Consider the following 26,302-nt stretch of genomic DNA (forward strand, 5'->3'; position numbering starts at 1 on the left):
TCCTGAAGCTCGGCTCTAGTACTTCTGCCGGAAGGCGCGGCGGATGAGGAGGATGCCGGCGACGCCGACGACGAACAGCACGACCGCGACGGCCTGGCTGTAGCCGACCTTCGACTGGTTGAACGCGAAGTCGTACACGAGGAAGGAGAGGGTGACGGTCGCGTTGCCGGGGCCGCCGCGAGTGAGCAGCAGCACGACCGCGGCGGAGGCGAAGAGCGTCCAGAGGAACTGCAGCATCGTCACCACGCCGATGAACTCGCGGCAGATGGGCCAGGCGATCTGCCACATCCGGCGCCAGTGGCCGGCGCCGTCGATCTCGGCGGCCTCGAAGATCGACTCGTCGACCGAGTTCAGGCGGGCGGCGAGCATGATCGCCGACACCGACAGGCTGCACCAGATGGTGACGATGATGATCGCCCACAGCGCGCTCGTGCCGTCGGCGAGCCACGGGCGGGCCAGCTCGTCGAGGCCGACGGCGTCGAGGAGGCCGTTGATCATGCCCTTCGGCGCGAAGACGCCGACGAAGACCATCGCGAGCGCCGAGGCGGAGAGCAGCACGGGGGTGAACATGAGCGCCCGCATGATGCGGTGCCCGCGGGGCTTGAGGCTCAGGTAGTAGGCCAGCATGAACGCGCCGAGCACGACGATCGGCAGCGAGACGACGAGCTGGAGCAGCGTGTTCCAGGCGGCGAGGCCCACCACCGGGTCGGTGAAGAGCCGCTCGAAGTTTCCGAGCCCGGCCGGGGTGCGCGGCGCGATGAGGCCGCGCCAGTTCACCGTGGAGAAGTAGAAGAGGCTCACCAGCGGCCCGACGGTGAAGACGAGGAACCAGATGAGCGCGGGGAGCGTGGCCGAGAGCTGCGCCGCCTCGCGGACGCGCGCCGAGCGGCGGCGGCGCGGGGCGGGGGAGCCGGCGCGGTCGGGGGAGTCGGGGGAAGGGCGGTGCGGGGTGGTGAGCGTGGTCACGTCGGTCCTCGGCGGTGCGGCGGTGCGGGGTGCTGCGGTGGGAAGCGGATGCGCGGGCCGGCGCGTGTGCGCCGGCCCGCGCCGGGATCACTGCGCGGCGGCGTAGATCTCGTCGACCGTCGAGCAGATGGTCTGCGCGTCGGTGCCGGGCGTGAACGCGATCGAGGTCGCGCGGTACATCGGGTTCGAGACGTCGGCCGGCACGTAGATGTCGGGCATGACGGGGAACTCGACGCGCTCGGGGAACTCGGTGAGCGACTGCGCGAGCAGCGGCGCCGAGACGCCGGAGGTGTCGCCGCCGAAGTCGGCGACCGGGATCACGCCGCCCTCGTCGAGGATGCCCTTGATGACCTCGTTGCCGTACATGTGCTCGATGAGCTGGCGCACCTGGTCGATCTTCTGCTCGCCGTTGGGGCTGATCCACCAGCCCGCGGAGGTGGAGCCGCGGTAGGCGATGGGCTGCTCGTAGGCGGCGTCGTCGGGCAGCGGCAGGCCGCCGAGCTCGGTCGCGGAGGCGAGCTCCTCGGAGGCGCCCGGGTAGGCCCACGAGCCGAGCGGGGCGATGGCGGCCTGGCCGTCGAGGTAGGCGGCCTGCGCCTGGTCGGCGGTGTAGCCCTCGATGCCGTCGACGAAGACGCCCGCGTCGCGCAGCTCGATCAGCAGCTCGATGCCCTGCATCGCCTTGGGGTTCTCGCAGACGCCGCCCTCGGCGTAGACCTGCTTGGCCTCGTCCTCGCTGAGGTAGGCCTCGAGCAGCTGCAGGAAGATCTTCTGGCCGGACCAGTCGATGCCGCCGAAGACGACGGGCGCGATGCCGGCGGCGCGCAGCTTGCCCGCGGCGGCGATGAGCTCGTCGGTGGTCTGCGGCACGCCCTCGACGCCGGCCTGGGCCAGCAGCTCGGTGTTGTACCACCACGGCCAGGTGAAGCCCGAGTAAGGGAAGGCACGCAGGTTGCCCTCGGTGTCGGTCCAGTCGACGAGCGCGTCGGCGGGGATGCGGTCGGCGATGCCCCACTCCTCGATGTAGTCGTTCACGGGCACGACGGCGCCGTTGACCGCCCAGTCCAGCTGCTTCTCGAGCAGGCCCACGAGGAGCACGTCGGCCTCTTCGCCGGCGAGCAGGGAGGTCTCGTAGACCTGGTTCAGGTTGTCGCCGGACTCGAGCACCTTGACCTCGATGCCGGTCTCCTCGGTGAACGTCTCGAAGGCGTCGAAGAGCGGCTTGTTCTGGGCCTGGCTCGAGGTCCAGTTGGTCTGCACGACGATGACGTTCTCGTCGCCGGCGGCGTCGTCGCCGCTCGCGCACGCACCGAGTGCGAGCATCAGGGCGATCGCGCCGGCACCGGCGCCGGCCGTGGACAGGGTCTTCCTCACGGGGTTGCCTCCTGGGGGGTTCGGCCGGCGTCCGCACCGGCGCGTTGAGGCGATGGTACATTTCGGACTACATGTGGTCAATACTGGTATTAAACTTGATGCCCGAATGGTGTGCTCGGCGACGAGGCATCCGCGGCCCGACGCGCAGCGCGAACCCGCGCTCGCCAGGATGGAGTGGTCGTGTACGGTACTGACTGGTATCGATCCCGAGCGGAGGGGGACCGCGTGGCAGAGCAGGGGACGACGGCGTCGCCGATCCGGGCGGACTATCCCGAGCCGCTCTGGGTGCAGGCCGTGCAGCTCATCACGGACGAGATCGCGCAGGGCCGCCTCGCCGAGGGCTCCCGCCTCCCCCCGGAGCGCGAGCTCTGCCAGCAGCTCGGCATCAGCCGCGTCACGCTGCGCAAGGCCCTTCTGCAGCTCGTCGACGACGGCGTGCTCGCCTCCTCGCACGGGCGCGGCTGGTACGTCGCCTCGGCGAAGGTCGCGAAGGAATGGCCGAACAACCTCGAGTCGTTCACCGAGACGGCGCGCAAGATGGGCCTCGAGGCCTCCTCGCGCGTGCTGCGGGCCGAGGTGGCCCCCGCCGACCTCGACGAGGCGGAGTCCCTCTCGATCGCCCCGGGCACGCCGGTCTTCCACCTCGACCGCATCCGCCTGCTCGAGGGCGTGCCGACCGCGCTCGACACGACGATCGTGCCCGCCGCCCTCATCAGCGAGGCCGAGGCCGTCGATTTCGCCCACGGCTCGCTCTACGAGGAGCTCGAGCGCGCGGGCGCCTCGCCCGAGCGCGCGGACAGCACGATCGAGGCGCGCGAGTCCGACGCCGAGACCGCCGAGGCGCTCGGCATCGCGCCGGGCAAGCCGCTGCTCGTGATGCGCCAGCTCGTGCACGGCGCCGACGGCCGCGCGGTCGCGCTGTCGACGCTCCGCTACGTGGGAGAGCGCTACCGCCTCCGCACGGTCTTCGCGCGCGGGGCTCGCTGAGTCCGAGCCGGGGCCGCGTCAGACGTCGCCGGCGAGCCGGCGGGCGATCGCGAGCGCGCCGGCGACCGGCGGCTCCCGCAGGATGACGAGCTCCAGCTCGGGATGCCGCGCCGACAGCCGCTCTCGCAGCCCCTCCGCGAGGCGGGGCTGCCCTGCGATGACGCTGCCGCCCGCGACGACGTGCCGACCGGCCGCCCCGCGGGCGAGCAGCTGGTCGACGAGGCGGGCCAGGTGCTCGGCGCCGGCCGCGACGACTCCGGCCGCGAGCGCGGAGCCGGCATCGGCCGCGCGGAACACGGCGGGCGCGTGCGGCGCCCAGTTCGCCATCGTCGGCTCGTCGTTCACCGCACGGGCGAGGCGCTCGGCATCCGCGACGCCGTAGGCGCGGAGCAACGCGCCGAGCAGGCCGTCGTCCGGATCCCCGTCGTCGTGCGCGAGCAGGGCCGCCCTGGTGGCCTCCCGGACGAGGCCCGCGGCGCCCGCCTCGTCGCCGATGACCCAGCCCCAGCCGCCCGTCACGAAGTCGCGGCCGTCGGCCGTGCGCCCCACCCCGATCGCGCCCGTGCCGGCGATCAGCCCGAGCCCCTCCGTGAAGCCCGCGGCCGGCACGAGCAGGGCGGCGTCGTTGACGCACGCGACGCGCGGAATCCCGCTCCTCTCGAGCTCTGCCTCGAGGTCCCGGGCCACCGCCTCGGCGTCGAGCCCCTGGGCGCCGACCGCGAGCGCGTCGACGCGCAGGCCGGGCAGGGCCGCGGCCACCACGGCGAGGATCAGCCGTGCGGCCCGGTCCGCGGGCTCGGCGTCCCACTCGCCCGACGGCACGACGACGTCCGCGACGACGGCGCCCGAGGCATCCGCCGCCCGGAGCGCCGTCTTCGTGCCGCCGACGTCGAGGCCGACCCGCAGTCCGCTCATGCCGGCACGTCGCTGACGTCGAGCTTGGTGTCGTCGTTGTGGAACACGAACTCCTCGATGTCCACGCCGCGGAGCTCGGCGACGCGGCGGACGAGCCCCTGCAGCGCGAGGGCCTCGAACACCGGCCGCTGCGCCTCGCTCGATGCGGGCAGCACGACGACGGCCGCGTCGCGGACCTCGAGCCCCGGGTCGCTCGTGACGAGCAGCACCCGGTGCCCGGCGTCGGCGAGCGTGCGCGCCAGCTGCGCCTCGCGCGCCTCGCCGAAGAGCACGTGCACCCCATCGCCCGCCGACTCCATCGAGCCGTGCAGGTACTGTCGGGTGCTCATCGCGCTCGCCGGGATGCGTGCGGCCTCCCGGAAGAGCAGCGCCCCCGCCTCCGCGGAGCCGAGCGAGCCGCCGCCCCCGACGAAGTCCGCGCTCGGCGCGGCGGCGAAGAGCCCCGCCGCCGCGTCGAGCCCGGGTGCGAGGTTCGTCTCGGCCCGCCGGAAGCGCTCGCCGAGACTCGCCCACGAGGCATCCGCCCGTCCGTCGGCCCAGGCCTCGGCGAGCATCGCGAGCGCCGTCACGGTCGCCGTGTAGCCGATCGTCGAGGCGTAGCTGTCGGCGATGTTGCCGAGCTCGAGGCGGCGGCTCGCCAATTCGGAGAGCGGGGACGGCGCCGTGTTCACCACCGCGTAGCGGAGCTCGGGCGCGACCGACTCGAGCGCCGCCACGGTCTCCGAGCTGCGGCCGCTCTGCGAGATCGCGACGACCGGGTGATCGCCGGTCGCGAGCGGCAGCGGCGTGTCGCCGGCGCCGAGGCGCCAGGCGGGCACACCGCCAGCGCGGAGCCGCCAGACGGCCGGCGCGGCGGCCGAGAGGCTCGCGCCGATGCCGAGCAGCACCGGGCCGGGCGCCGAGAACGCGCCCGCCGCGCCGAGGGCGGCGAGCTGCGCCTCGAGCCGCGGCACGAGCTGGGTGAGCTCCCCGGCCTGCGACGCGGTCGCCTCGGTGAATGCGATGTATCCGTCCACGTTTCCTCGTGCTCCAGTCTCAGTGGTGCGCGTCGTGCGGGTGCGCATGCCCCGCCGATGCGTGATGGTCCGGTGCGCAGTGGTCGGCGGCGGCCGGGATGTCGAGCGAGGGGTTGCGCCCGAAGAAGCCGTGCGGCTTCAGCACGAAACCGGTGGAGTCGACCGGCATGATCGGCCAGTCCTCGACCCGCGGGAAGTGGGTGAGGCCGAAGGTGTGCCAGAGCACGAGGTCGCTCGCCTCGACCGGGCGGTCGCCCGCGGTCCACTCGGGCAGTCCGGCGCCGCCCCGGTGCAGGTTCACGAAGTCGCCGGCGGGGTAGCGCTCGTCCGGCGCGTAGGGCGTCACCCAGAGGTGCTTCGTCGTGTACGCGGCGCGCGCGGCGATGTCCGACTCGGCGTCCGCGAGCAGCAGCGGGCCGCCCTCGGGGAAGAGCACCCAGCCGGTCGGGCGGCCGAGCCGATTCCGCCGCTCCTCGCTCGTGACGAGCCAGACGCGGCCGCGGCGGTTGTCCGCCTCGCGCTGCGCCTGCAGCTCGCTGCTGAGCCGGGTGAACGACTGGGTGAAGCCCGTGCCGCTGGGGTTGTCGGCGCCGCGGGGCACGGCGACGGCCTCGACCTCGTCGACGGAGTTGCGGTGCCCGTCGACCATCATGTCGAGGCGGGCGCTGAAGAGGTGCTGATGGTTCGGGGCGCCGAGGCCCGGCGCCACCTCGGTCGCCCAGGGGTAGCCCTCGCCGGGGTACGAGGAGGTGAACACGATGCCGGTCGCCTTGATCTCGAACTCGATCGTGCCGTCGAGGCCGAAGTACCAGTAGAAGCCGTAGTCGTAGTTGCCGACGGTCATGAAGAAGCTCACGACGAGGCGGCGGTTGCGCCGGGTCTCGCTCGAGCCGTTCCAGTTGTCGGAGTGCTTCCAGAGGATGCCGGCGTCCTCCTCGTGGATGCAGATCGCCTGGCGGATGACGTGCGGGGCGCCGTCATTGCCGGCCACGACCGCGTCGAGGTAGGTGATGTCGCCGACGCAGTCGCAGCCGAGCTCGAGGGAGTTCGCGAAGCCGCCGAAGAGGTACTCGCCGCCGTCGAAGAAGTTCTGGAACCAGCGCTGCGGGCTCGGATCGCCGTAGGGCACGACCATCTCGGCGATCGAGGCGCGGTAGATCACCGGCCGGGTCTCGCCGTCGTCGTCGATGCCGATGTTGTGCAGCACGAGGCCCTCGCGCTGGTCGAAGCCCACCTGGAGTTGCCAGCCCGCCCAGGAGAGCACGCCGTGCTCGTCGATGGTGAAGCTCGGGCCCTCGGGCTGGGTGATCTCGATCGGCTTCAGGCCCTCGCGGTCGGGGCCCCGCCACTCGGGGAGGTGGTAGTTGCCCTCCTCGGCGGGAACGGGGAGCTCGGCGTAGTCCACGACGTCGAGCACCTCGCCGGTGACGACGTCGACCATGACGGTCACGCCGTCGACGGGGTGCGCCCAGCCGAGGTCCTCCGGGGTGTGCTGCACGAAGGTGAAGCAGCGCTGGATGCGCCGACCGCGCTCGGCGTCGGCGAGCACGCCGGCGGACAGCGGGTTCACCCGCAGCTGCGAGACGTCGGTCAGCCCGCGCTTGGCCATCGCCGCGAGCCAGCGCTCGTCCTGGTGCACGACCTCTTCGACCAGGGAGAACTCGCGGAGCACGACGGGGACGGCGCCGTCGACGTCGAGCTCGAGCTCGCGGGCGGAGACGAGCACGCCGGTCGCGGGCTCGACGACCGTGTCGTGCGATCGGCCCGTCTTCATGTCGATGAGGAAGGAGCGCACCCGGCGGGGCGGCTGCCCGCCGGCGAACAGCTCCCGCTTGTCGGCCTCGTCGAGCCCGACGTAGGAGAAGTGCGTGTCGGCGCTGACCAGGCCCTCCCGTTCGAGCACGGCGCGGTTCCCGGCGATCTCGTCGGCCTGCAGGGTGCGCAGCGCCTCGGGCAGGTGGTCGGGGAATCGGGTCATGGTGGAGCTCCTTCCAGGCCGGCGGACCGGCGGATCGGTGGGCGAGCGGCGTCAGCCGCCCTTGGTGAAGGTGGTGCGGAGGCGGTAGCGGTCCCCCGCGTACTCGACGAGGGAGAGGAGCACGGCGCGGCCGCGCTCGTCGTGGACGAGCTGGCGGATCACGAGCATCGGCGCGCCGCGCCCGAGCTGGAGCGCCTCGCTCGCTGCGGCGTCGGCGGGCCGGGACTCGAGCACGGACTCGGCGCGGTGCACGGTGGCGCCGCGGGCCTGCATCGCCCGGTAGAGGCTCTCGCTCGTGAAGTCGTGGTCGAGCAGGCCCGGTGCCGCGGCCTCGGGCACGACGGCCGTGTCGAGCGCGGTCGGGACGCCGTCGAGATGGCGGATGCGGCGGATGCGGTAGACCGGCGTGCCCGGGGCGATGCCGAGCGCTTCGGCGTCGTCGAGGCTGGATGCCTCGCGCGCCGCCTCGACGACGGTGGAGGAGACGGCGAGGCCGAGGCGCTCGGCGGTCTCGCTGAACGACTCCAGGCTCGACGGCCAGTCGCCGCGCGGGGGCCGGGAGACGAACCAGCCGCGGCCCTGGTGGGAGGTGAGCGCGCCGGCTTCGACGAGGTGGGCGAGCGCGCGCCGCAGCGTGACCCGGGAGACGTCGAGCTGCTCGCAAAGCTCGCGCTCCGGTGGGAGCCGGGTGCCGAGCGGGTACTGGCCGGCCTCGACGGCCGCCAGGATCGAGCCCGCGACGCGCGACCAGAGCGGGTCGGGTCGTCCGCTCGCGAGCAGCGCGTCGGAGGGCGGGCGGGTCATCGGGCGACCAGCACCTTCTCCCACGTGCCCGAGCGCATCGAGCGGTAGCAGGCGTCGAGGATGCAGTTGACGGTCCAACCGTCCTCGAAGGTCTCGATCGGGGTCTCGCCGGCGGCGAAGCGCTGCACGAAGTGCCGCATCTGCTGGGAGAAGCCGTAGGCGCGGGTCTCCTCAGGCACGGGGTGCACCCAGCCGGTGTCGACGTCGGCCTTCTCGACGAGGTAGCCGACGGGCTTCGTGATGAAGCCCCACACGGGGCTCACCGAGGTATCGGTGACGAGTCGGCCGGCGCTGCCGGAGAACTCGTGGCGCAGCTGCATCCCGCCCTGCTCGGCCCAGGACGCCTCGATGATGGCGAGCTGTCCGCGCTCGAACTTCAGGAGCGCGACGGCGGTGTCCTCGCCGGTGGTCTTGTCGCCGTGGCGGAGCGTCGCACCCCAGGCGAACGCCTCGACGACGCGGTTGTCCTTGCCGAAGAAGTGGCGGGCGGACTCCACGGTGTGGCAGCCCATGTCGAGCAGAGCGCCGCCGCCGGCGGTCTCCGCGTCCCAGAAGTGCGCGGCGTGCGGGCCGGAATGTGCCTCCCGCGCGCGCATGGTGAGCAGATCGCCGATGCCGCCGGCTGCGGCCATGCGGTGGGCCTGCTCGATGTTCGGCGAGAAGACCGAGCTCTCGGCGTAGCCGTGCCAGACGCCGGCTTCCTCGACGATCCGCAGGATCTCCGCGGCCTCGGCGCCCGTGCGGGCGAGGGGCTTGGTGCAGACGATCGCCTTGCCTGCGGCTGCGGCGATGCGCACAGCCTCGAGGTGGGCCTCGTTCGGCAGCGCGATCACGACGAGGTCGATCGAGGGATCCGCGCAGAGCTCGGCGGGATCGGTGGTCCACAGCGGGCTGTTCCAGCGCTCGGCGAAGGCCCGCGCCTTCTCGGCGTCGCGCGAGGTGTTGCCGGCGAGCACGGCCTCGCGGACGTCGAGCAGCGAGTCCGCGTAGCAGTCGGCGATGAAGCCGGAGCCAAGGATGCCGACACGAATCACAGGTCCTCCAACGGTCGATGCGCCCGCCCTACCGGACGGTGTACCAATCTGTATCAGACAATACAACTACGCACAATCAATCGATCCAGAAAATACCTCTTGCTACCTCATTGGTACAACAGTATGCTGACGGCACCGCGCGGCGAGGCGCATCCCGCTTCTCCCCGCGACGGCTTCATCCCCTGACCGAGCGACACCACAGCAAGAGAGAAGGAACCGATGCGTTCGAGACTCGCTCCGCTCGCCACCCTCGCCGTCGCCGCCCTGGGCCTCGGACTCGCCGGCTGCGCCGCCGGCGGAACGGGCGACGGCGACACCACCAAGATCGTGCTGGGCACCTGGCGCACCGAAGACGCGGCGATGTGGGAGAACGACATCATCCCCGCGTTCGAGCAGAGCCACCCCGGCATCACGGTCGAGTACGCCCCCGTCGACACCAACGACTACAACGCGGCGATCCAGTCGCAGATCGAGGGCGGGACCGGCCCGGACGTCATCATGTGCCGTCCGTTCGACGTCAACCGCTCGTGGATCGAGCAGGGCTACTTCGACTCGCTCGCCGAGCTCGACGCCATCTCGACCTTCCCCGAGTCCGCGCTGACCGCCTGGGAGGGCGACGACGGCACGCCCTACTGCGTCCCCGTCGCCTCGGTGCTCGCGGGCTTCTACTACAACACCGCGATCTTCGACGAGCTCGGCCTCGAGGTGCCGACGACCCAGGCCGAGTTCATCGAGGTGCTCGACGCGATCAAGGCCGACGGCACCTACACCCCGCTCGCCCTCGGCTCCGCCGACGGCTGGCAGCTCGCGTACAACATGCTCTACCAGGTGGGGCCGAACGCCTGGCGCGGCGAGGAGGGCCGGCTCGGCCTCATCGACGGCACGAAGAAGCTCACCGACCCCGACTTCGTCGAGGGCTTCCGGGTGTTCGACTCCTTCAAGGACTACCTGCCCAAGGGCTACGAGTCGATCTCCTACGAAGACATGACGCAGCTGTTCACCCTCGGCCAGGCCGCGATCCTGCCCGACGGCTCGTGGCAGATCAGCCAGGTCACCTCGACCGGGCTCGACGTCGGCGTCTTCGGCGCCCCGCCCGCCGCGGCCGGAGATCAGCGCTACCAGCAGGAGATGGCCGACATGGCCTTCGGCCTGAACGCCGCGGGCAAGCAGAAGGAGGCCGCGACCGAGTTCCTCGAGTGGCTCGGCACGCCGGAGTTCCAGCAGCTGTACGTGAACAAGCTGCCCGGCTTCTTCTCGATGGGCTCCGAGCCGGTGAGCTACGACGACCCGCTCGCCCAGGAGTTCGCCGACCTGAAGGAGGGCGCCGAGCTCACCTCGCGCCTCGCCCTCGACCGGTTGAGCGCCGGCCAGCCGCCGCTCGACGACGAGATCTGGCGCGTCGCCCAGCTCATGTACAACTCCGGGCTCTCGCCCGAGGAGGCGACCGCCGAGCTCCAGAAGGGCCTCGACTCCTGGTACACGCCGGCCGGGTAGCGGCACGGGCGACCGGGGCGGGCCTCATCCGCCCCGGTCGTCCCCACCCCGGCCGCCCCGCCGGCGCCGAGCCGCCGCGGCATCCGCGCCATCCGCCCGTCCGTCCCCCGGACCGCCCCCGCCCCCGAGGAGTCCACGCATGATCCGAACCGGCACCCGATACCGGATGCTCGCCCTGTTCGTCGCGCCCGCGCTCGTCGTGTACGTCGCGTTCGCGGTGTACCCGCTGCTCAGTTCCGTGGGGATGAGCTTCTTCGACTCCGGCGGCGGCGGGAGCACCTTCGTCGGCTTCGGCAACTACGTGGAGCTGTTCACGAACCCCACCACGAGCGAGCGGTTCTGGAACGCCCTCGTGAACAACGTCGAGTTCTTCCTCATCCACCTCCTCGTGGAGCTGCCGATCGGCCTGCTCATCGCGGCCCTGCTCACCTCGGGCCGGCTGCGCCGCTCGGTCGGCGTCTACCGCACGCTGCTCTTCATCCCCGCCACGCTCTCCGTCGTCATCGTCGGGTTCCTCTGGCGGCTCATCATCAACCCGCTCTGGGGCATCGTCGAGTTCCCGCTGCTGGGGAACGAGGCGACCGCCCTGCCGACGATCTCGCTGATGTCGGTCTGGCAGTACCTCGGCATCCCGATGGTGTTCCTCTACACCGCGCTGCTCGCCATCCCCGACGACGTCGTCGAGGCCTCGCGCATCGACGGCGCCGGCGCCTGGACGATCTTCTGGCGGATCAAGTTCCCGCTCATCGCGCCGCAGTTCGGACTGATCACGATCCTCACCTACATCTGGACGTTCAACGGCTTCGACATCGTCTACGCGCTGAACGGCTCGGCCCCGGGCCCGAACTACTCGACCGACATCCTCGGCACCTTCTTCTACCGCTCCTTCTTCGGCTCGAGCGGACAGGTCGCCGACCTCGACCTCGGAGCGACGGTCGCGAGCGTCATCTTCGCGATCATCCTCGTCACGACCGCCGCCTACTTCTGGGTGCTCCAGCGGCGCCTGAAGACCTACGAGCTCTGAGAGACGCCATGACCACCGTGACCCCGCCCCGCCAGCGTCGCCGCGTCCGCCCGGCCGACCGCGCCGCGAACGCCGGCCTGCACGCCGCGCTCATCGCGCTCTCGCTCGGCGCCGTCGTGCCCGTGCTCATCGTCGTGATGAACTCCTTCAAGACGACGCAGGGCATCTTCGGCTCCTTCCTCGCGCCGCCCGACGCCGAGACGTTCAGCGTGCAGGGCTACCTGAACGTCTTCAGCCGCGGCAACTTCCTGCTGAACTACCAGAACAGCCTCATCGTGACGGTCTCGACGATCGTGCTCACGATCGTGCTCGGGACCCTCGCCGCGTGGGCGCTCGTCGAATATCGTGTGCCGATCGCGCCGGCGCTCGCCGGGTTCTTCGTCATCGGCATCATGCTGCCGATCCGGCTCGGCACCGTGCCGCTGCTGAAGACGATGACCGCGTGGGGCATCGTCGACACGCTCGGCGCCCTCGTGCTCGTCTACACGGCGATGCAGCTGCCGCTCGCGATCGCGCTCATGACGACGTACTTCCGCGCGGTGCCCGCCGAGCTGAAGGAGGCCGCGCGCATCGACGGGGCCGGCGAGTGGCGCACGCTCTGGATCACGCTGCCGATCGTGCGCGTCGGGATCGCGGCGGTCGCGTCGATCACGATGCTGCCGGTGTGGAACGACCTCTGGTTCCCGCTCATCCTCGCCCCCGGCAAGGGCAACCAGACCGTGACCCTCGGGGTGCAGCAGTTCGTGGGGCAGTTCCAGAGCGACTACCCGGCGCTGCTCGCCGCGCTGACGCTCGGCGCGATCCCGCTCGTGGTGCTCTTCGCGGTGTTCTCGAAGCAGTACATCGCGGGCCTCAGCAAGGGCTACGGCAAGTGAGCCGGGGCGCCCCCGGTGCCGCGCCCGCGGCGCGCGCCGGAGGCGCCGGGGGTGCGGCGAGCGGCGCGGCGCCGTGGCTCGCCTTCGGGGCGTGGCAGCTCGCGATGCTCGCGGTGATGGTCTTCGCGATGACGACGGGCCCGCACCCGCTCGCCCAGTTCGGCGCGGCGCTGCTGCTCGTGGCACTCGCCGGCGTCGACGCGGTGCGGGCCAGGCGCGGCCGGCACGACCCCCGGATGGTGCTCGACGGGCTCGCGATGGCCGGCCTCGTCGCCCTGCCCTTCCTGCTGCCGGCGAGCGGGCACCACCCCGGCGGGACGGCGGGCGGCGCGGCCGACGGCGGAGCGCTGCCCGCGGCGCTCGCCGCAGCGATCGCGGTCGGCTGGTGGCTCGGCCGCGCGGCACCGCTCATCCGGGCTGGGCGCCGTGCGCTCCGGCCCGAGCCGATCGCCGTCGCCGGCGTTGCGGTCTCCGGCGCGATGGTGCTCGTGATGGCCGCGATGCACGTCGTCGGCGCCCATCCCTGAGCGGCCGCTGTGCGAGGATGACTGGCGGACGGCCGCGCGGCGGCCGACCGCCACCGGAGGGGGAGCGATGGACCGCGAGCCGAACGCCCGCACCGCGACCCTGCACGACGTCGCCCGCGAGGCCGGGGTGTCGCTCGCGACCGCCTCGCGGGTGCTCAACGGCAGCACCCGGAAGGTCAACGAGGAGTACCGGCAGCGCGTCGTCGACGCGGCCGCGCGGCTCGACTACACGACGAACCTCTCCGCCCAGGCGATCGTGCGCGGCTCGACGACGACGGTCGCGCTGCTCGTCGCCGACATCGCCGACCCCTACTTCGCCCAGATCGCCGCCGGCGTCGTGCGCGAGGCCGACGAGGACGGCCTGATCGTCACGATGGCCGCCACCGAGCGCGACCCCGAGCGGGAGCTCGCGCTCGTGCGCACCCTCCGGGGTCAGCGGCCGCGCGCGATGCTGCTCGCGGCGTCCCGTCGCAGCGACGAGCCGGAGACGGCGGCGCTCGTCGCCGAACTGGCCTCGTACGAACGGGCCGGCGGCCGGGTCGCCTACCTCGGCTCGGGCGAGCTGGACTTCCGCGCCGTCCGCATCGGCAACGTGGCGGGCGCCGAGGCCCTGGCCCGCGCGCTCGCCGGGCTCGGCTATCGGCGCTTCGCGGTGCTCGCCGGGCCCGAGGGCCTGCACACGGGCGACGACCGGCTTCGCGGCTTCACGGCGGGCGTCGAGGCGGCCGGCGGCACGATCGCGCGCGTCGAACGCGCCGGCTTCACCCGTGACGACGGTCGCGACGGGATGCAGCGGCTGCTGGAGCGCGGCCTCGAGGGCATCGAGCTCGTCTTCGCCGTGAACGACGTGATGGCCATGGGGGCGATGACCGCGCTGCGCGAGGCGGGGCTCGAACCGGGACGCGAGCTCGCGGTGGCGGGCTTCGACGACATCCCCACCGTGCAGGACGTGTCGCCGCCGCTCACGAGCGTGCGGATCCCGCTGCAGGAGACCGGGCGCCGGCTGCTGCGGGTCGCCCTCGGCGAGGAGGCCGCGGCCGACGGCGGCGAGGCGCCCGCCGAGGTCGTGCTGCGCGCGAGCACCCCCGCTCGCTGACCCGCCCACCTTCCGAGTTGCCCGACTTTCATGAAAGTCGGGCAACTCGGTGGGGAGAGGTCGGCGTCAGGCCGTGACGTGCACGGGCGGTTCGGTCGCGCCGGGGATGTACGCGGCGACGTGCGCGTTCACGATCGCCACGGACCGCTCGGCGTCGCCGGAGGCGAGCGCCTCGACGATGCCGCGGTGGCCCTCGGCGGCGACGTCGAGCGGCTCCTCGTTCGTGAGCATGGTCATGATGGTCATGATCTCGATGCCGAGCGCGTTCCAGGCGCGCAGCAGGGAGTCGTTCTGCGCCGAGCGCACGACCTCGCGGTGGAACTGGGTGCAGGCGTTCGCGTAAGCGAGCCGGTCGTCGAGGGTGGCGACGCGCACGAGCTCGTCGAGGGCGGCCTCGAGCCGTGACGGGTCGGCGGCGACGTGCGGTGCCGCGAGGCGGGCCGCGACGGCCTCGAGCGCCGCGCGCACCGGCACGGCCTCGGCCAGTTCGCGCTCGCCGACCTCGCGCACGCGGGTGCCGACGTGGCTGCGCGCCTCGAGCAGACCGAAGGCGGCGAGCTCGCGGAACGCCTCGCGCACGGGCGTCTGGCTCGTGCCGAGCCGTTTGGCGATGTCGAGCTCGCGCACGGGGGAGCCCGGGGCGAGCCGACCGTTGGCGATCTCGACGAGCAGGTAGTCGCGCACCCGGCTGCCGAGCGTGGCCCGGTCGAGCAGGCCCGGGCTCGTCCCGCCGTCGGCTGCGCCCATGCCGCCCCCTTCGCTGACCGCGGGCACCCCAGTTCGGGGCCCCGCTCTGGGTCGATCATACGCGGCGGGGGTGGCGTGCTGCAGGATTATCGATAATCCTTGACGCAGTATCGATCGCCCGGTACTGTCGCTGAGCAGGCGTTGGAAAACGTTTCCCCAACACGATGAAGTGGAGTGCGCATGAGCCATGCGTTGGAGGTGCGAGGCCTCGCGAAGTCCTTCTTCGGCTACCCGGCCCTCGCCGGCGTCGACCTCGTGGTCGAGCCGGGGGAGGTGCACGCCCTCGTCGGCGAGAACGGCGCGGGCAAGTCCACGCTGATGAAGATCCTCGCCGGCGTACAGCAGGCCGACGCGGGCACCGTGCGCATCGACGGCGAGCTCCGCACGTTCCACCACCCGCAGGCCGCCTACGCCGCGGGCGTGTCGACCGTCTACCAGGAGTTCAACCTCCTGCCCGACCGCACGGTCGCCGAGAACATCCTGCTCGGCCGCGAGCCGCGCCGCTTCGGCCTCGTCGACCGCCGCGCGATGCGCCGCCGCGCCGCCGAGCTGCTCGCCGAGATCGGCGTCGACGGCATCTCGCCGAACGCCCTCGTGCGCACCCTCTCCGTCGCCGAGCAGCAGATCGTCGAGATCGCCAAGGCGCTCAGCTACGAGCCGCGCATCATCTCGATGGACGAGCCGACGGCGGCCCTCGCCGAGCACGAGGTCGAACTGCTCTACGCCATCGTCCGGCGACTCTCCGCGCGCGGCGTCGCCGTGCTCTACGTCTCGCACCGCATGCGCGAGATCTTCGAGCTGTGCTCGAAGATCACCGTGCTGAAGGACGGCGCGCTCGTCGCCACCCTCGAGACCGCCGAGACCGACGAGTCCGAGGTCGTGCGACTCATGGTCGGCCGCGCGCTCTCCGCCTTCTTCCCCGAGCCGGCCCCCGGCGAGGACCGCCGCGAGCTGCTCGCGATCACCGGCGCAGGCAATGCGCAGCTCGACGGCATCACGCTCGGCATCCACCGGGGCGAGATCCTCGGCATCGCCGGGCTGCAGGGCTCCGGGCGCACCGAGCTGCTCGAGGCCATCGCCGGCGTCGCCCCCTTCACCCGCGGCTCGATGCGGCTCGAGGGGCGCGACTACCGGCCGCGCAGACCCGCGCACGGCATCGACGCCGGCATCGCGTACCTCACCGAGGACCGCAAGGGCTCGGGCCTCGCCCTCGAGCAGTCCATCGAGGACAACGCGCTCGCCGTCGTGCGCTCGAGCGCCCCGCGCCGGGCCCGCACGGCCGCGCGCGGGCTGACCCCGCTGCTCTCCGAGCTCGACGTCTCGGCCCGCGGGCCCGAGCAGATCGTGCGCTATCTCTCCGGCGGCAACCAGCAGAAGGTCGTGCTCGCGAAGTGGCTGCTGCTCGACCCGGGACTCATCCTGCTCGACGAGCCGACCCGTGGCATCGACGTGGGCGCGAAGCGCGCCGTCTACGAGGTGATGCGCCGGCTCACCGCCGCGGGCCACGCGATCGTCATGGTCTCCTCCGAGTTGCCCGAGGTGATCGGCATGAGCGACCGGATCGTCGTCATGCGCGACGGCCGCGTCGCCGGATCCCTCGATCGCGGACCGAGCGAGGAGCAGGTGGCCGCGCTGGCCGCCGGAACGGCGGTGGCGGCATGAGCGCGCTTGCACGACTGCGCGGCGGGCTCGGCTCGACCGCCGGCGTCTACCTCGTGCTGCTCGGCGTGATCGTCGTCGCGGCCGTCGTCGTCGCCGCGGCCGGACGCAACCTCTTCACCCCGGGCAACCTCACGGTGCTCATGACGAGCATCGCCGTGCTCGGCTTCGTCGCGATCGGCCAGACGCTCGTCATCCTGGTCGGCAGTCTCGACCTCTCCGTCGCGTACCTCGTGAGCCTGTCGAGCGTGCTCGCCGCCGGCACCATGGCCGGCGCCTCGGGCGGCACCGTGCCCGGGATCGTCACGGCGCTCCTCGCGACCGTCGTCATCGGGGCGCTGACCGGATGCCTCGTCGCCTACCTGCAGCTCAGCGGCTTCATCGCCTCGCTCGGCGTCGGGCTGCTCGTGGCCGGCTATCTCGCCACCTACTACCGGGGCACCACGGGCAAGGCGAGCCCCGAGCTCGCCGCCTTCGGCTCGGCGAGCATCGGCCCGCTGCCGGTGCCGACCCTGCTGATGCTCGCGTGCCTCGTGCTCGCGATCGTGCTCGTCGGGCGCACCCGGATGGGCATGCACCTGCTCGCCGTCGGCGGCGACGCCCACGTCGCCCGCATGTCCGGCGTCCGCGCGGGCACCCCGGTGGTCGTCGCGCACGCCCTCTCCGGGCTCTGCGCGGGCATCGCCGGCGTCGTGATCGTCGCCCGGCTCGGCGTGGGCAGCCCGACCGTGGGCGAGCAGGGCGGCTACGACCTGCTCTCGATCGCCGCCGTCGTGCTCGGCGGCGCCTCGCTCGCGGGCGGGCGCGGTTCGCTCTGGGGCACGCTCGGCGGCATCCTCATCTTCGCCGTCGTCGACAGCGCGATGGGCATCCTCCAGGTGAACCCCTTCCTCAAGGAGGTCGTGCGCGGCGTCGTCATCATCGCCGCCGTCGCCCTCTACGCCCGCCGGGCCGCCCCGCTGGTGCGCCGCCGCTTCGCGGCCGGCGCCGGGTCCGACCCGGCCGAGGCATCCGCGGCGACCGCCGCCGGCCCGACCGCCCCCGTCACGGAAGGAGCCGAGCGATGACCGGCACCGTCGTCGAGCCCGCCGTCACCAGGTACGACCCGAGCCGGCCCCCGCTCGCGAAGCGGATCGCCGCCGGCCTCACCACGCCGGGCGGCATCGTCTGGGTGCTGCTCGTCGCACTGCTCGTCGCGGTCGTCGTCTACAACCCGCAGCTCGCGGCGCCGGATCAGTTCCTCCGGCTCATCGCCAGGATGGCGCCGGTCGCCATCGTCGCGGTCGGGCAGTACTTCGTGCTCGTCTCCGGCGAGTTCGACCTGTCGATGGGCGCCGTGATCGGCGTGCAGGTGGTGCTCGCCGGCACGCTCATCGGCGACGACCCCTCGCGGATCCTGCCCGTCGTGCTGCTCATGTTCGCCGTCGCGATCGTCGTCGGCCTCGTGAACGGGCTCGTGACGACGCTGCTGCGGGTGCCGGGCTTCATCACCACGCTCGGCACGATGCTCATCCTCTCCGGCCTCACCTTCTACGCGACCGGCGGCTCCGCCGGCCAGAACCCGGCCGAGGAGTTCCGGGTGCTCGGCCGCAGCGGGCTCGAGCTGCCGGTGCTCGGGTACCTGCCGTGGGCGATCGTCGTGCTCGTCGCCGTGGTCGCGGTCGCGGCCTGGCTGGTGCGTCGCCCGTTCGGCCGGCTCCTTCTGCTGTCCGGCGACAACCCGCGGGTCGCGCACCTGGCTGGGTCGCCCGTGTGGTGGCTGCAGACCCGGGCGTACCTGCTCTCCGCGCTGGCGGCGACCGTCGCCGCGATCCTGCTCGTCGGCTACGCGGGTGTGCACCCCTCCGTCGGCTCCGGCTACGAGTTCACGGCGATCACGGCGTGCGTCATCGGCGGCGTCGTGCTCGGCGGCGGCCGCGGCTGGCTGCTCTCCGCGGTGGCCGGGGCGCTCGTGCTGGAGAGCCTGTTCACGCTGCTGAACTTCGTCGGCGTCGCCGCCACCTGGCGACCCACCGTGCAGGGCGCGATCATCCTCGTCGCGATGGCCGTCACCGTGCTCCGAACCATCCGGCGGCGTCGCCCGCCGGCCGCAGAGGTCCCGCCGCGCTCCGAGCCCGGCGCGGGCGAGGGGGCCCCCGCCCCCACCACCGCACCACAGCAACCGAGAGGAACATGATGCAACGACGCACCTCCCGCCTCGCCCTCGTCGGCGCCGGCGTCTTCGCGCTCGCGCTCACGGCGTGCGCGCCCGGCGCGAACGCCGGCGGCGGCTCCGAGAGCGAGCCGAGCGCCGAAGCCAACCCCTGGTTCGACCAGGCCCAGTTCGACCTGGAGAACGAGCGGCGCGCCGCGCAGTTCGAGGGCGACCCGGCGAAGCCCTACCTGCAGTACCTCGCCGGCGACATGGTCGCCGCGGCGGACTACGCGCTCGACCGGCCCGGCAAGGTGTGCTTCGCCAACGCCTCGCTCTCGAACACCTGGCGGCAGACCGGTTGGATCACGATGAACCAGCAGTTGCAGGTGCTGCAGGAGCAGGGCGTCGTGGCCTCGATGGAGACGCGCGACGCGCAGGACTCCGACGACACCCAGGTCGCCGACATCGACTACTTCGTGAACGAGGGCGACTGCGACGGCTTCATCATCTCGCCGTACTCGCCCGACGCGACGACCGCCGCCGTCGAGCGCGCGTGCGAGACCGGCAAGCCGGTCATCGTCTTCGACCGCGCCGTCAGCACCGACTGCGTGACCTCGTTCGTGCACTCGATCGGCGGCATGGCCTGGGGCATCGACGTCGGCGAGTTCATCGCCGACCAGCTCGAGCCGGGCGACAAGGTCGTCGCGCTCCGCACCGCCGCTGGCGTCGACGTCTTCGAGTCCCGCTGGGCGGCCTCGCAGAAGATCTTCGACGACGCGGGCATCGAATACGTCGACTACCTCACGGGCGCCGACCCGGCCGAGATCAAGAAGGCCGTCACCGACGAGATCGCCAAGGGCGAGATCGACGCCGTCTGGGTCGACCTCGGCGACCAGTCCGTCCCCGCGATCGAGGCGTTCGAGGACGCCGGCGTGGACGTGCCGATCGTGAACGGCGAGGACAACATGGCGTACCTGCGGGCCTGGAAGGAGCGGGACCTCAACGGCTTCGGCGGCGTCTACTCCAACTTCCAGTGGCGCACCGCGCTGCTCGCGCTGACGCAGCTCTGGCAGGGCCAGGACATCCCGAAGGACTGGGTGGTGCCGCAGACGCCCATCACGAGCGCCGAGCTCGACGCCGTGCTGCGCGTGAACGACGCGATGCCCGACGTGCATTCGACTTCGTTCGGCGGCGAGGACCTGCCCGGGTTCCCCGACGCCTGGCGCGACCGCGTCATCCCCTGATCGGGCGGCGGGGCGCCTCGAGGCATCCGGGGCGCCCCGCCCTCCGCAGGACACTCGCACGACTCCCGCACGACTCCCGCTCCACCGCACCATCGAGAAGGCCAGCATGACCGAAGACCAGCCGGCGCCCGCCGCTCCGGACGCCACCGCCAGCACCCTGCTCGCGCTCGCGCGGGCGCTCTACCCGCATCCCGGCGTCCCCGACGGCCCGTACGAGCGCGCGGTCGCGCTCCTCGCGGCCGACGCCGCGGCCTCCTCCGAGCTCTCCGCCCTCGTCGCCGCGGGCGCGGCCGAGGCGGCCGCCGCCCTCGGCGACCCGGGCACCGCGACGCTCGAGGCCCGCACCGCCTGGCTCGCCGTGCACGAGGGCGAGGCGTTCTTCGCCTTCGTCCGCGAGCGCATCTGCTTCCACCTCTACGACGACCGCGAGGTGTGGCAGCTGCTCGGCTACCCCGGGCCGTCGTACGCGCTCGGCGGGTACCTGCACCGCGGCTTCGACGAGCTTCCCTGGCTGCCGGACCCCCGGGTCGAGGAGCTCGACGAGCCGCTCGTCGAGATCGGCCCGCTCGGCGCGTCCGCCGCGGCATCGACCGGCGTGGAGGTGACCGCATGAGGCACTACGAACTGGATGACGCGGACGTCGCCGTCGTCGTCGGCTCCGGTCCGGGCGGCGCGAGCCTCGCCCTGCGGCTGGCCCGCGCCGGGCTCGACGTCGTCATGCTCGAGTCCGGCCGCTGGATCGACCCCGAGGACTTCGTCGACGACGAGCGCATCGCCTTCGCGCAGCTGTCCTGGCTGGAGGCGAGGCGCGCGACGGGCGGCTGGACGCTCGCCCGCGACTTCCCGGCGCTTCCCGCCTGGAACGGGCACGCCGTCGGCGGCACCGCGCTGCTCTGGACCGGCCTCACGCCACGCTTCAAGGACCACGAGTTCCGCACCCGCTCGAGCTACGGCGAGATCGCGGGCGCGTCACTCGCGGACTGGCCCATCGACCCCGCCGAGCTCGCCCCCTACTACGAGGAGTCGGAGCGGGCGATGGGCGTCTCGCACCGCCAGGGCCGCCCGCCCATGCCGGCCAACACCTCGTACCGGGTCTTCGCGAACGGGGCGGAGCGGGTCGGCTACCGCCACTACGCGACCGGCCCGTACGCGACGAACGTCGAACCCTACGACGGCCGCCCCGGCACGATCCAGGACGGCTTCAACTCGCAGGGCGACCGCCACCGCTCGAAGTGGACCCCGCTCGTCAGCGAGATCCCGAAGGCCATCGCCACCGAGCGCTTCGAGCTGCGCCCCGAGTCGCACGCGGTGCGGATCACCCTCGACGCCGCGGGACGGGCCGACGGCGTCGAGTACCTCGACCGCGACGGCGTGCTCCGTCGGCAGCGCGCCGCGCTCGTCGCCGTGGCGGGCAACGCCATCGAGACGCCGCGGCTGCTGCTGCTCTCGGCGACCGCCGGGCACGAGCACGGCCTCGGCAACGCCTCCGACCACCTCGGACGGCACTACATGCGGCACACGACCGGCGTCGTCTACGGGCAGTTCCCCGAGGAGGTGCACATGTACCGCGGCGAGAACATGGCGGGCATCGTCGCTGACGAGTCCCGGCACGACCCCGAGCGCGGCTTCGCGGGCGGGTACTACCTCGAGACGATCTCGCAGGGACTGCCCTCGTTCACCACCTTCATGGAGCCCGGTGGCTGGGGCGCCGACTTCACCGACCGGGTCGAGGGCTACCCGCGCACCGCCGCGAGCTGGATCTGCGGCGAGGACCTGCCGCAGCCCGGCAACCGGGTCACGCTCTCGGACGAGCTCGTCGACCGCTGGGGGCTGCCCGCCCCCGAGGTGCACTACGACGATCACCCGAACGACGTCGCGATGCGCGAGCACGCCTACGGCCGGGTCGAGGCGATGTTCCGGGCGGTCGGCGCCGAGCGCGTCTGGCGCGCCCCCGCGATGCCCTCCGGCCACAACCTCGGCACCGCGCGCATGAGCGCGGACCCGGCCGACGGGGTCGTGGACCCCGAGGGCCGCGTGCACGGCGTGCCCAACCTCTTCGTCTCGGACGGCTCGGTGTTCACCACCGGCGCCGCGGCGAACCCGACCCTGACGATCATGGCGCTCTCCCTCAGGCAGGGCGACCGGATCGTCGACGCGCGACGCCGCGGCGAACTCTGATCGCGGCGCGGAGAACACGGAAGGAAACGAGATGGTGATCGCGACGATCAACCCGACGACCGGAGCGGTGGAGCGTGAGTTCGCGCCGCACACGCCCGAGCAGGTGGAGCAGATCCTGGCCCGCGCGGAGGCGGCGAACGCCGTGCTGCGCCGCACGACGTTCGCCGAGCGGGCCGAGTGGATGCGTCGGGCCGCCGACCTCCTCGACGCTGATCTCGAGCAGGCGGCCGCCCTCGCCTCGACCGAGATGGGCAAGACCCTCGGCACCGCGAAGTACGAGGTGACGAAGTCGGCGAACGGCATGCGCTGGTACGCCGACCACGCCGAGGAGTACCTCGCCGCGGAGGAGCCGGTGCCCGCCGCCTCCGTCGGGGCGAGCGCGGCGCGCGTCGTCTACCAGCCGATCGGCACGGTGCTCGCCGTGATGCCGTGGAACTACCCGTACTGGCAGGTGATCCGCTTCGCGGCGCCCGCGCTCATGGCGGGCAACACCGGGCTTCTGAAGCACGCCTCGAGCGTGCCGCAGACGGCGCTGTACCTCGGCGAGCTGTTCGAGCGGGCCGGCTTCCCGGCGGGCGCGTTCCAGACGCTGCTCATCGAGGGCGCCGCGGCATCCGCCCTGATCCAGGACCGGCGCATCCGCGCCGTCACCCTCACCGGCTCGGTCGGCGCGGGCGCGGCGGTCGCCGAGGCGGCCGGCCGGAACATCAAGAAGAGCGTGCTCGAGCTCGGCGGCACCGACGCCTTCGTCGTGCTGCCGAGCGCGGACGTCGCCAAGGCCGCCGAGGCCGGCGCGGCCTCGCGCACGCAGAACAGCGGACAGAGCTGCATCTGCGCGAAGCGCTTCTACGTGCACGACGACGTCTACGAGGAGTGGTTCGCGCTCTTCCTCGAGCGGATGCGGGCGACGACTGCGGGCGACCCCTTCGACCCGGCGACGGGCTTCGGGCCGATGGCGACCGAGCAGGTGCGGGCCGACGCCCACGAGCTCGTCGCCGACGCGATCGCGAAGGGCGCGACCGTGCACACGGGCGGCGAACTGCCCGACGGCCCCGGCTGGTTCTACCCGGCGACGGTGCTCACCGACGTCACGCCCGAGATGCGGATCTTCCGCGAGGAGTGCTTCGGTCCGGTCGCGTGCGTCTACCGGGTCGGCTCGCTCGAGGAGGCGGTCGAGCTGGCGAACGACTCCGAGTTCGGCCTCGCCGCGAGCGTCTGGACGACGGACGCCGCGGAGATCGCCCGGCTGCAGGACGAGCTCGAGTTCGGCGCGGTGTTCGCGAACGGCAACTCGGCGTCGTTCTTCGGCCTGCCCTTCGGCGGGGTCAAGGACTCCGGCTACGGCCGCGAGCTCGGCGCCTTCGGCATCCGCGAGTTCGTGAACATCAAGACCGCCTGGACGGCCTGAGCCGCGCCGGCCCCACCGCCAAAAACCGGAGTTGCCCGACTTTCATGAAAGTCGGGCAACTCGGGTTCTGGGTTGGAGCGGGCGAGCGGGCACGCGAGCGGACGGGCGAGTCAGCGGGGTCGCGGCAGCTCCACGACGGCGCGATCGGCGATCGCCGCCGTGCCCGCCTCGACGATCGCGACCACGTCGCGGATCTCGGCTTCCGGCACCGTGGGCACGCCGGAGCGGCACGCCGCGACGATCGCGTCGAGCAGGCCGACGAGCATCGCCTCCTCCGCGACGATCGTGAACTCGCGCGCCGTGCCGGCGCCGAGCAGCCGTCCCCGAGTGAGCGGCTGCCAGTCGGCCGGCCCGCCGAGCTCGGCGGTGCGGCCGTCGCCCCAGTCGAGCCGGAGCCGCTCCGCCCGCGCGTCGATGAATCGGCAGCCGGGGCCGAGCGCGGCGACGGCGAGGTCGACGAGGTGCACCCCGTACCAGTGCAGGCCGGGATGGCCGGGCTGGGTCGGCAGCGCGCCCGTCAGCTCGATGCGCTCGACCGGCCCGCCCGCCGCGGCCGCGCGGAACTCCGGGGTGAATCGCTTCGGCGACCCGGCCAGCACCAGGCATCCCGCCCGCTCGGCCGTCGCGAGCATCCGCGCCGCCTCCGCGCTCGTCGGGGCGAAGCGGGTGTCGACGTACACGGGTTTGCCGAAGGGGGCGACCCGCTCGAAGAGGGCCGGGTGGGTGCGGCTGTCGCTCGCGACCACGAGGAGGGCGTCGGATGCCTCGGCCACGGCTTCCGCGGAGTCGAGGAGCGGCACCCCGAGGCCGACGAGTTCGTCGGCGAAGGTATCGTTCCGATCCCGGCTGGGCGGGAAATCCGTCGCGGCGGGCGCCTTCCACGCCGCCGCGACGGTTCCCCCCTCGACCGCCCCGGCCGTCCCGTCGCCGAACAGGCGGGCGAACGACGGCGCGTGGGGCGAGTCGACCCCGATCAGCCCGAATCCGATCGGAGCTCCGCTCGTCATCCCTTCACCCCGCTCGAGGTGATGCTCGCCACGATGTGGCGCTGCAGGAAGACGAAGATCACGAGGCACGGGATGAAGCTGATGAGGGCCGCCGACATGATGTTCGCCGTCGACACCGTCTCGGTGTTCAGCCTGGCGAGGCCGACGGTCAGGGTGCGGGCCGAGTCGGACTGGCCGACCACGAGCGGCCAGAGCAGGTCGTTCCAGTGCCAGAGGAAGACGAAGATCGCGAGGGTCGCGAGGATCGGGCGGATGAGGGGCAGCACGATCGCGACGAAGGTGCGCCACTCCCCGGCGCCGTCGATGCGCGCCGCGTCGAACAGCTCGTCCGGCAGGTCGCGCACGAACTGGCGGATGAGGAAGACCGCCTGGGCGTTCGCGAGGGTCGGCAGGATGAGCCCCCAGAGCGTGTTCACGCCGCCCATGCCGGCGACGAGGATGAACGTGGGGATGAGGGTCGCCTGCATCGGCACCATCAGCGTCGCGACGATCGACCAGAGCATGAGGTTGCGACCCGGGAACCGCTTGCGGGCCAGGGCGTAGGCCGCCATCGAGGCGGTCAGCAGGATCACGACGACCGAGATGACGGAGTAGAGGAACGAGTTCCACAGCCAGGTGCCGAACTCGCCGACGTTGAAGATGCGCACGAGGTTGTCGAGGGTGAGGGAGCTCGGGATCGCGTACGGCAGCGTGGGCTCGTTCTCCGGCGAGAGCGCGAGCACGACGACCGCGACGAGCGGCGCGACCGTGAACAGTGAGATCACGATGAGCGCGACGAGCAGCCAGGTCTGGCGCGGCCCGCGGGCGCGGCGGCGCGCCGGCCGGCGCTCGGCGGGAGCGGGCGCCGCCGCGCCGCGCTGGGTCGAGGGCAGGGCGGTGGCGGTCACTGCTCCTCCTTTCCTTCGAAGAAGCGACGCTGCACGAGCGAGAGCACGAGCACGATCGCGAAGAGCACCAGGCCGATGGCCGCGGCGTAGCCGAAGTCGAGGAACTTGAAGCCCTCGTCGAACAGGAAGTAGATGAGGCTGTAGCTCGCCCGCGCGGGGCCGCCGCCGGTCATCACGTAGATGGTGTCGAACACCTGGAACCCGACGATGGTCTCGATCACGAGCACGAAGAAGAGCACCGGCTTCAGCAGCGGCAGCGTGACGTGCCGGAAGCCCTGCCAGGCGCTCGCGCCGTCCATGCGGGCCGCCTCGTGCACCTCGGCCGGCTGCGCCTTCAGCCCGGCGAGGAAGATCAGCATCGAGTAGCCGAAGCCCTTCCACACCGAGACGAGCGCGAGCGAGCCGAGCACGAGCCATTGCTCGCCCGAGAGGAACAGCACGGGCCCGAGGCCGACGCTGCCGAGCGCCGCGTTGATGGGACCGTCGACCGCGAAGATCCAGGTCCAGATGATGCCGGCGAGCACGAAGGAGCTGAGGTACGGCACGAACAGCAGCGCGCGGAAGGCGCCGCTGTAGCGGACGAGGCGGTTCAGCAGGAGGGCGCCGACGAGGGAGACGACGATGATGAGTGGCACGAAGATCAGCACGTAGCCGAGGGTCACGCCGAGCGACTTGAAGAAGTTCGGGTCGCTGAAGAGGCGGGCGTAGTTCTCGCCGCCGATGAAGGTGACGTCGCCGTTCAACCGGTACTCGGTGAGGCTCATCGCCCCGGCGCCGGCGATCGGCAGGAACTTGAAGGCGACGAAGATCGCGAGCGTCGGCAGCACGAAGAGCAGGCCGGCGACGGCTTCGCGCCGCCGCGCGAGGCGGGAGCTGCGCGGCGTCCGCGGAGCGGTGGTGGCGGTCATGCGGGGGATCCGATCGCGATGGTGGCTGGATGGATGGCGG

Annotated in this window: 24 protein-coding genes; 13 read left to right on the plus strand and 11 right to left on the minus strand. The window is 72.4% G+C overall.

Annotated features, from left to right (window positions below; translation table 11 throughout):
- Positions 1-15 precede the first annotated feature (15 nt).
- Positions 16-966 (minus strand): carbohydrate ABC transporter permease, encoded by a 951-nt coding sequence (locus QSJ60_RS03910; protein ID WP_230768290.1) that lies wholly within the window; start codon positions 964-966, stop codon positions 16-18.
- An 87-nt stretch (positions 967-1,053) separates the two neighbouring features.
- Complete coding sequence (locus tag QSJ60_RS03915; protein ID WP_285462675.1) at positions 1,054-2,340, minus strand: ABC transporter substrate-binding protein; 1,287 nt, start codon at positions 2,338-2,340, stop codon at positions 1,054-1,056.
- A gap of 225 nt (positions 2,341-2,565) precedes the next feature.
- Between QSJ60_RS03915 and QSJ60_RS03920 the strand changes: the two genes are divergently transcribed.
- Positions 2,566-3,327 (plus strand): GntR family transcriptional regulator, encoded by a 762-nt coding sequence (locus QSJ60_RS03920; protein WP_285462677.1) that lies wholly within the window; start codon positions 2,566-2,568, stop codon positions 3,325-3,327.
- Positions 3,328-3,345: 18 nt separating this feature from the next.
- Here the strand turns inward: QSJ60_RS03920 and QSJ60_RS03925 are convergent, their stop codons facing one another.
- Genes QSJ60_RS03925 through QSJ60_RS03945 form a run of 5 tightly spaced genes read right to left on the minus strand, consistent with a single transcriptional unit; the run spans position 3,346 to position 9,074 of the window.
- A complete protein-coding gene (locus QSJ60_RS03925) occupies positions 3,346-4,242 on the minus strand; it encodes an N-acetylglucosamine kinase (protein WP_285462678.1) in 897 nt (298 codons plus the stop codon).
- A complete protein-coding gene (locus tag QSJ60_RS03930) occupies positions 4,239-5,258 on the minus strand; it encodes an SIS domain-containing protein (RefSeq protein ID WP_285462679.1) in 1,020 nt (339 codons plus the stop codon). The genes QSJ60_RS03925 and QSJ60_RS03930 overlap by 4 nt, the downstream gene beginning before the upstream one ends.
- Before the next feature lie 19 nt (positions 5,259-5,277).
- Positions 5,278-7,236, minus strand: coding sequence for a primary-amine oxidase (locus QSJ60_RS03935; RefSeq protein WP_285462680.1), 1,959 nt, complete (start codon positions 7,234-7,236; stop codon positions 5,278-5,280).
- A 51-nt stretch (positions 7,237-7,287) separates the two neighbouring features.
- Positions 7,288-8,040, minus strand: a complete 753-nt coding sequence (locus tag QSJ60_RS03940) for a GntR family transcriptional regulator (RefSeq protein WP_285462681.1) — start codon at positions 8,038-8,040, stop codon at positions 7,288-7,290.
- On the minus strand, positions 8,037-9,074 hold the full coding sequence (locus QSJ60_RS03945) for a Gfo/Idh/MocA family protein (protein ID WP_285462682.1): 1,038 nt from the start codon (positions 9,072-9,074) through the stop codon (positions 8,037-8,039). The genes QSJ60_RS03940 and QSJ60_RS03945 overlap by 4 nt, the downstream gene beginning before the upstream one ends.
- Before the next feature lie 219 nt (positions 9,075-9,293).
- On the opposite strand from QSJ60_RS03945, the gene QSJ60_RS03950 reads away from it, so the two are divergent.
- The 5 genes from QSJ60_RS03950 to QSJ60_RS03970 all read left to right on the plus strand — a co-directional run bounded on the left by QSJ60_RS03950 (position 9,294) and on the right by QSJ60_RS03970 (position 14,090).
- Positions 9,294-10,568: an ABC transporter substrate-binding protein gene (locus QSJ60_RS03950; RefSeq protein ID WP_230768277.1), complete on the plus strand. Its 1,275-nt coding sequence runs from the start codon at positions 9,294-9,296 to the stop codon at positions 10,566-10,568.
- A 139-nt stretch (positions 10,569-10,707) separates the two neighbouring features.
- Entirely contained in the window at positions 10,708-11,592 is an 885-nt protein-coding gene (locus QSJ60_RS03955; RefSeq protein ID WP_285462683.1) for a carbohydrate ABC transporter permease, read from the plus strand.
- A gap of 8 nt (positions 11,593-11,600) precedes the next feature.
- Positions 11,601-12,467 carry a carbohydrate ABC transporter permease gene (locus QSJ60_RS03960; RefSeq protein ID WP_285462684.1) on the plus strand — a complete coding sequence of 289 codons (867 nt, stop codon included), beginning with the start codon at positions 11,601-11,603 and terminating at the stop codon, positions 12,465-12,467.
- Positions 12,464-12,994: a hypothetical protein gene (locus tag QSJ60_RS03965; protein WP_285462685.1), complete on the plus strand. Its 531-nt coding sequence runs from the start codon at positions 12,464-12,466 to the stop codon at positions 12,992-12,994. Before QSJ60_RS03960 ends, QSJ60_RS03965 begins: the two co-directional genes overlap by 4 nt.
- Before the next feature lie 67 nt (positions 12,995-13,061).
- The gene (locus tag QSJ60_RS03970) at positions 13,062-14,090 is read left to right on the plus strand and encodes a LacI family DNA-binding transcriptional regulator (protein ID WP_285462686.1); all 1,029 of its coding nucleotides are present in this window, start codon (positions 13,062-13,064) and stop codon (positions 14,088-14,090) included.
- Between the two features lie 66 nt (positions 14,091-14,156).
- On the opposite strand, the gene QSJ60_RS03975 is transcribed toward QSJ60_RS03970, so the two are convergent.
- Positions 14,157-14,837, minus strand: a complete 681-nt coding sequence (locus tag QSJ60_RS03975) for a GntR family transcriptional regulator (RefSeq protein WP_285462687.1) — start codon at positions 14,835-14,837, stop codon at positions 14,157-14,159.
- A gap of 180 nt (positions 14,838-15,017) precedes the next feature.
- On the opposite strand from QSJ60_RS03975, the gene QSJ60_RS03980 reads away from it, so the two are divergent.
- The 7 genes from QSJ60_RS03980 (at position 15,018) to aldh (ending at position 23,460) form a co-directional block, all read left to right on the plus strand.
- The gene (locus QSJ60_RS03980) at positions 15,018-16,499 is read left to right on the plus strand and encodes a sugar ABC transporter ATP-binding protein (protein WP_285462688.1); all 1,482 of its coding nucleotides are present in this window, start codon (positions 15,018-15,020) and stop codon (positions 16,497-16,499) included.
- Complete coding sequence (locus tag QSJ60_RS03985; RefSeq protein ID WP_285462689.1) at positions 16,496-17,563, plus strand: ABC transporter permease; 1,068 nt, start codon at positions 16,496-16,498, stop codon at positions 17,561-17,563. The genes QSJ60_RS03980 and QSJ60_RS03985 overlap by 4 nt, the downstream gene beginning before the upstream one ends.
- Positions 17,560-18,672, plus strand: a complete 1,113-nt coding sequence (locus QSJ60_RS03990) for an ABC transporter permease (protein WP_285462690.1) — start codon at positions 17,560-17,562, stop codon at positions 18,670-18,672. The genes QSJ60_RS03985 and QSJ60_RS03990 overlap by 4 nt, the downstream gene beginning before the upstream one ends.
- Positions 18,672-19,874: a substrate-binding domain-containing protein gene (locus QSJ60_RS03995; RefSeq protein ID WP_230768265.1), complete on the plus strand. Its 1,203-nt coding sequence runs from the start codon at positions 18,672-18,674 to the stop codon at positions 19,872-19,874. Before QSJ60_RS03990 ends, QSJ60_RS03995 begins: the two co-directional genes overlap by 1 nt.
- Positions 19,875-19,980: 106 nt before the next feature.
- Complete coding sequence (locus QSJ60_RS04000; RefSeq protein WP_285462691.1) at positions 19,981-20,487, plus strand: hypothetical protein; 507 nt, start codon at positions 19,981-19,983, stop codon at positions 20,485-20,487.
- Complete coding sequence (locus QSJ60_RS04005) at positions 20,484-22,052, plus strand: GMC family oxidoreductase (protein ID WP_285462692.1); 1,569 nt, start codon at positions 20,484-20,486, stop codon at positions 22,050-22,052. Before QSJ60_RS04000 ends, QSJ60_RS04005 begins: the two co-directional genes overlap by 4 nt.
- A gap of 31 nt (positions 22,053-22,083) precedes the next feature.
- Complete coding sequence (aldh, locus tag QSJ60_RS04010) at positions 22,084-23,460, plus strand: aldehyde dehydrogenase AldH (protein WP_285462693.1); 1,377 nt, start codon at positions 22,084-22,086, stop codon at positions 23,458-23,460.
- Positions 23,461-23,570: 110 nt separating this feature from the next.
- On the opposite strand, the gene QSJ60_RS04015 is transcribed toward aldh, so the two are convergent.
- From QSJ60_RS04015 to QSJ60_RS04025, 3 genes are read right to left on the minus strand one after another with little or no spacing between them, the layout of a single operon-like run.
- Positions 23,571-24,467, minus strand: a complete 897-nt coding sequence (locus QSJ60_RS04015; RefSeq protein WP_285462694.1) for a Gfo/Idh/MocA family protein — start codon at positions 24,465-24,467, stop codon at positions 23,571-23,573.
- A complete protein-coding gene (locus QSJ60_RS04020) occupies positions 24,464-25,354 on the minus strand; it encodes a carbohydrate ABC transporter permease (RefSeq protein ID WP_285462695.1) in 891 nt (296 codons plus the stop codon). The genes QSJ60_RS04015 and QSJ60_RS04020 overlap by 4 nt, the downstream gene beginning before the upstream one ends.
- A complete protein-coding gene (locus QSJ60_RS04025; protein WP_285462696.1) occupies positions 25,351-26,262 on the minus strand; it encodes a carbohydrate ABC transporter permease in 912 nt (303 codons plus the stop codon). The genes QSJ60_RS04020 and QSJ60_RS04025 overlap by 4 nt, the downstream gene beginning before the upstream one ends.
- Positions 26,263-26,302: the final 40 nt, after the last annotated feature.

This window comes from Agromyces sp. NBRC 114283, from assembly GCF_030268405.1.
Lineage (GTDB): Bacteria > Actinomycetota > Actinomycetes > Actinomycetales > Microbacteriaceae > Agromyces > Agromyces mediolanus.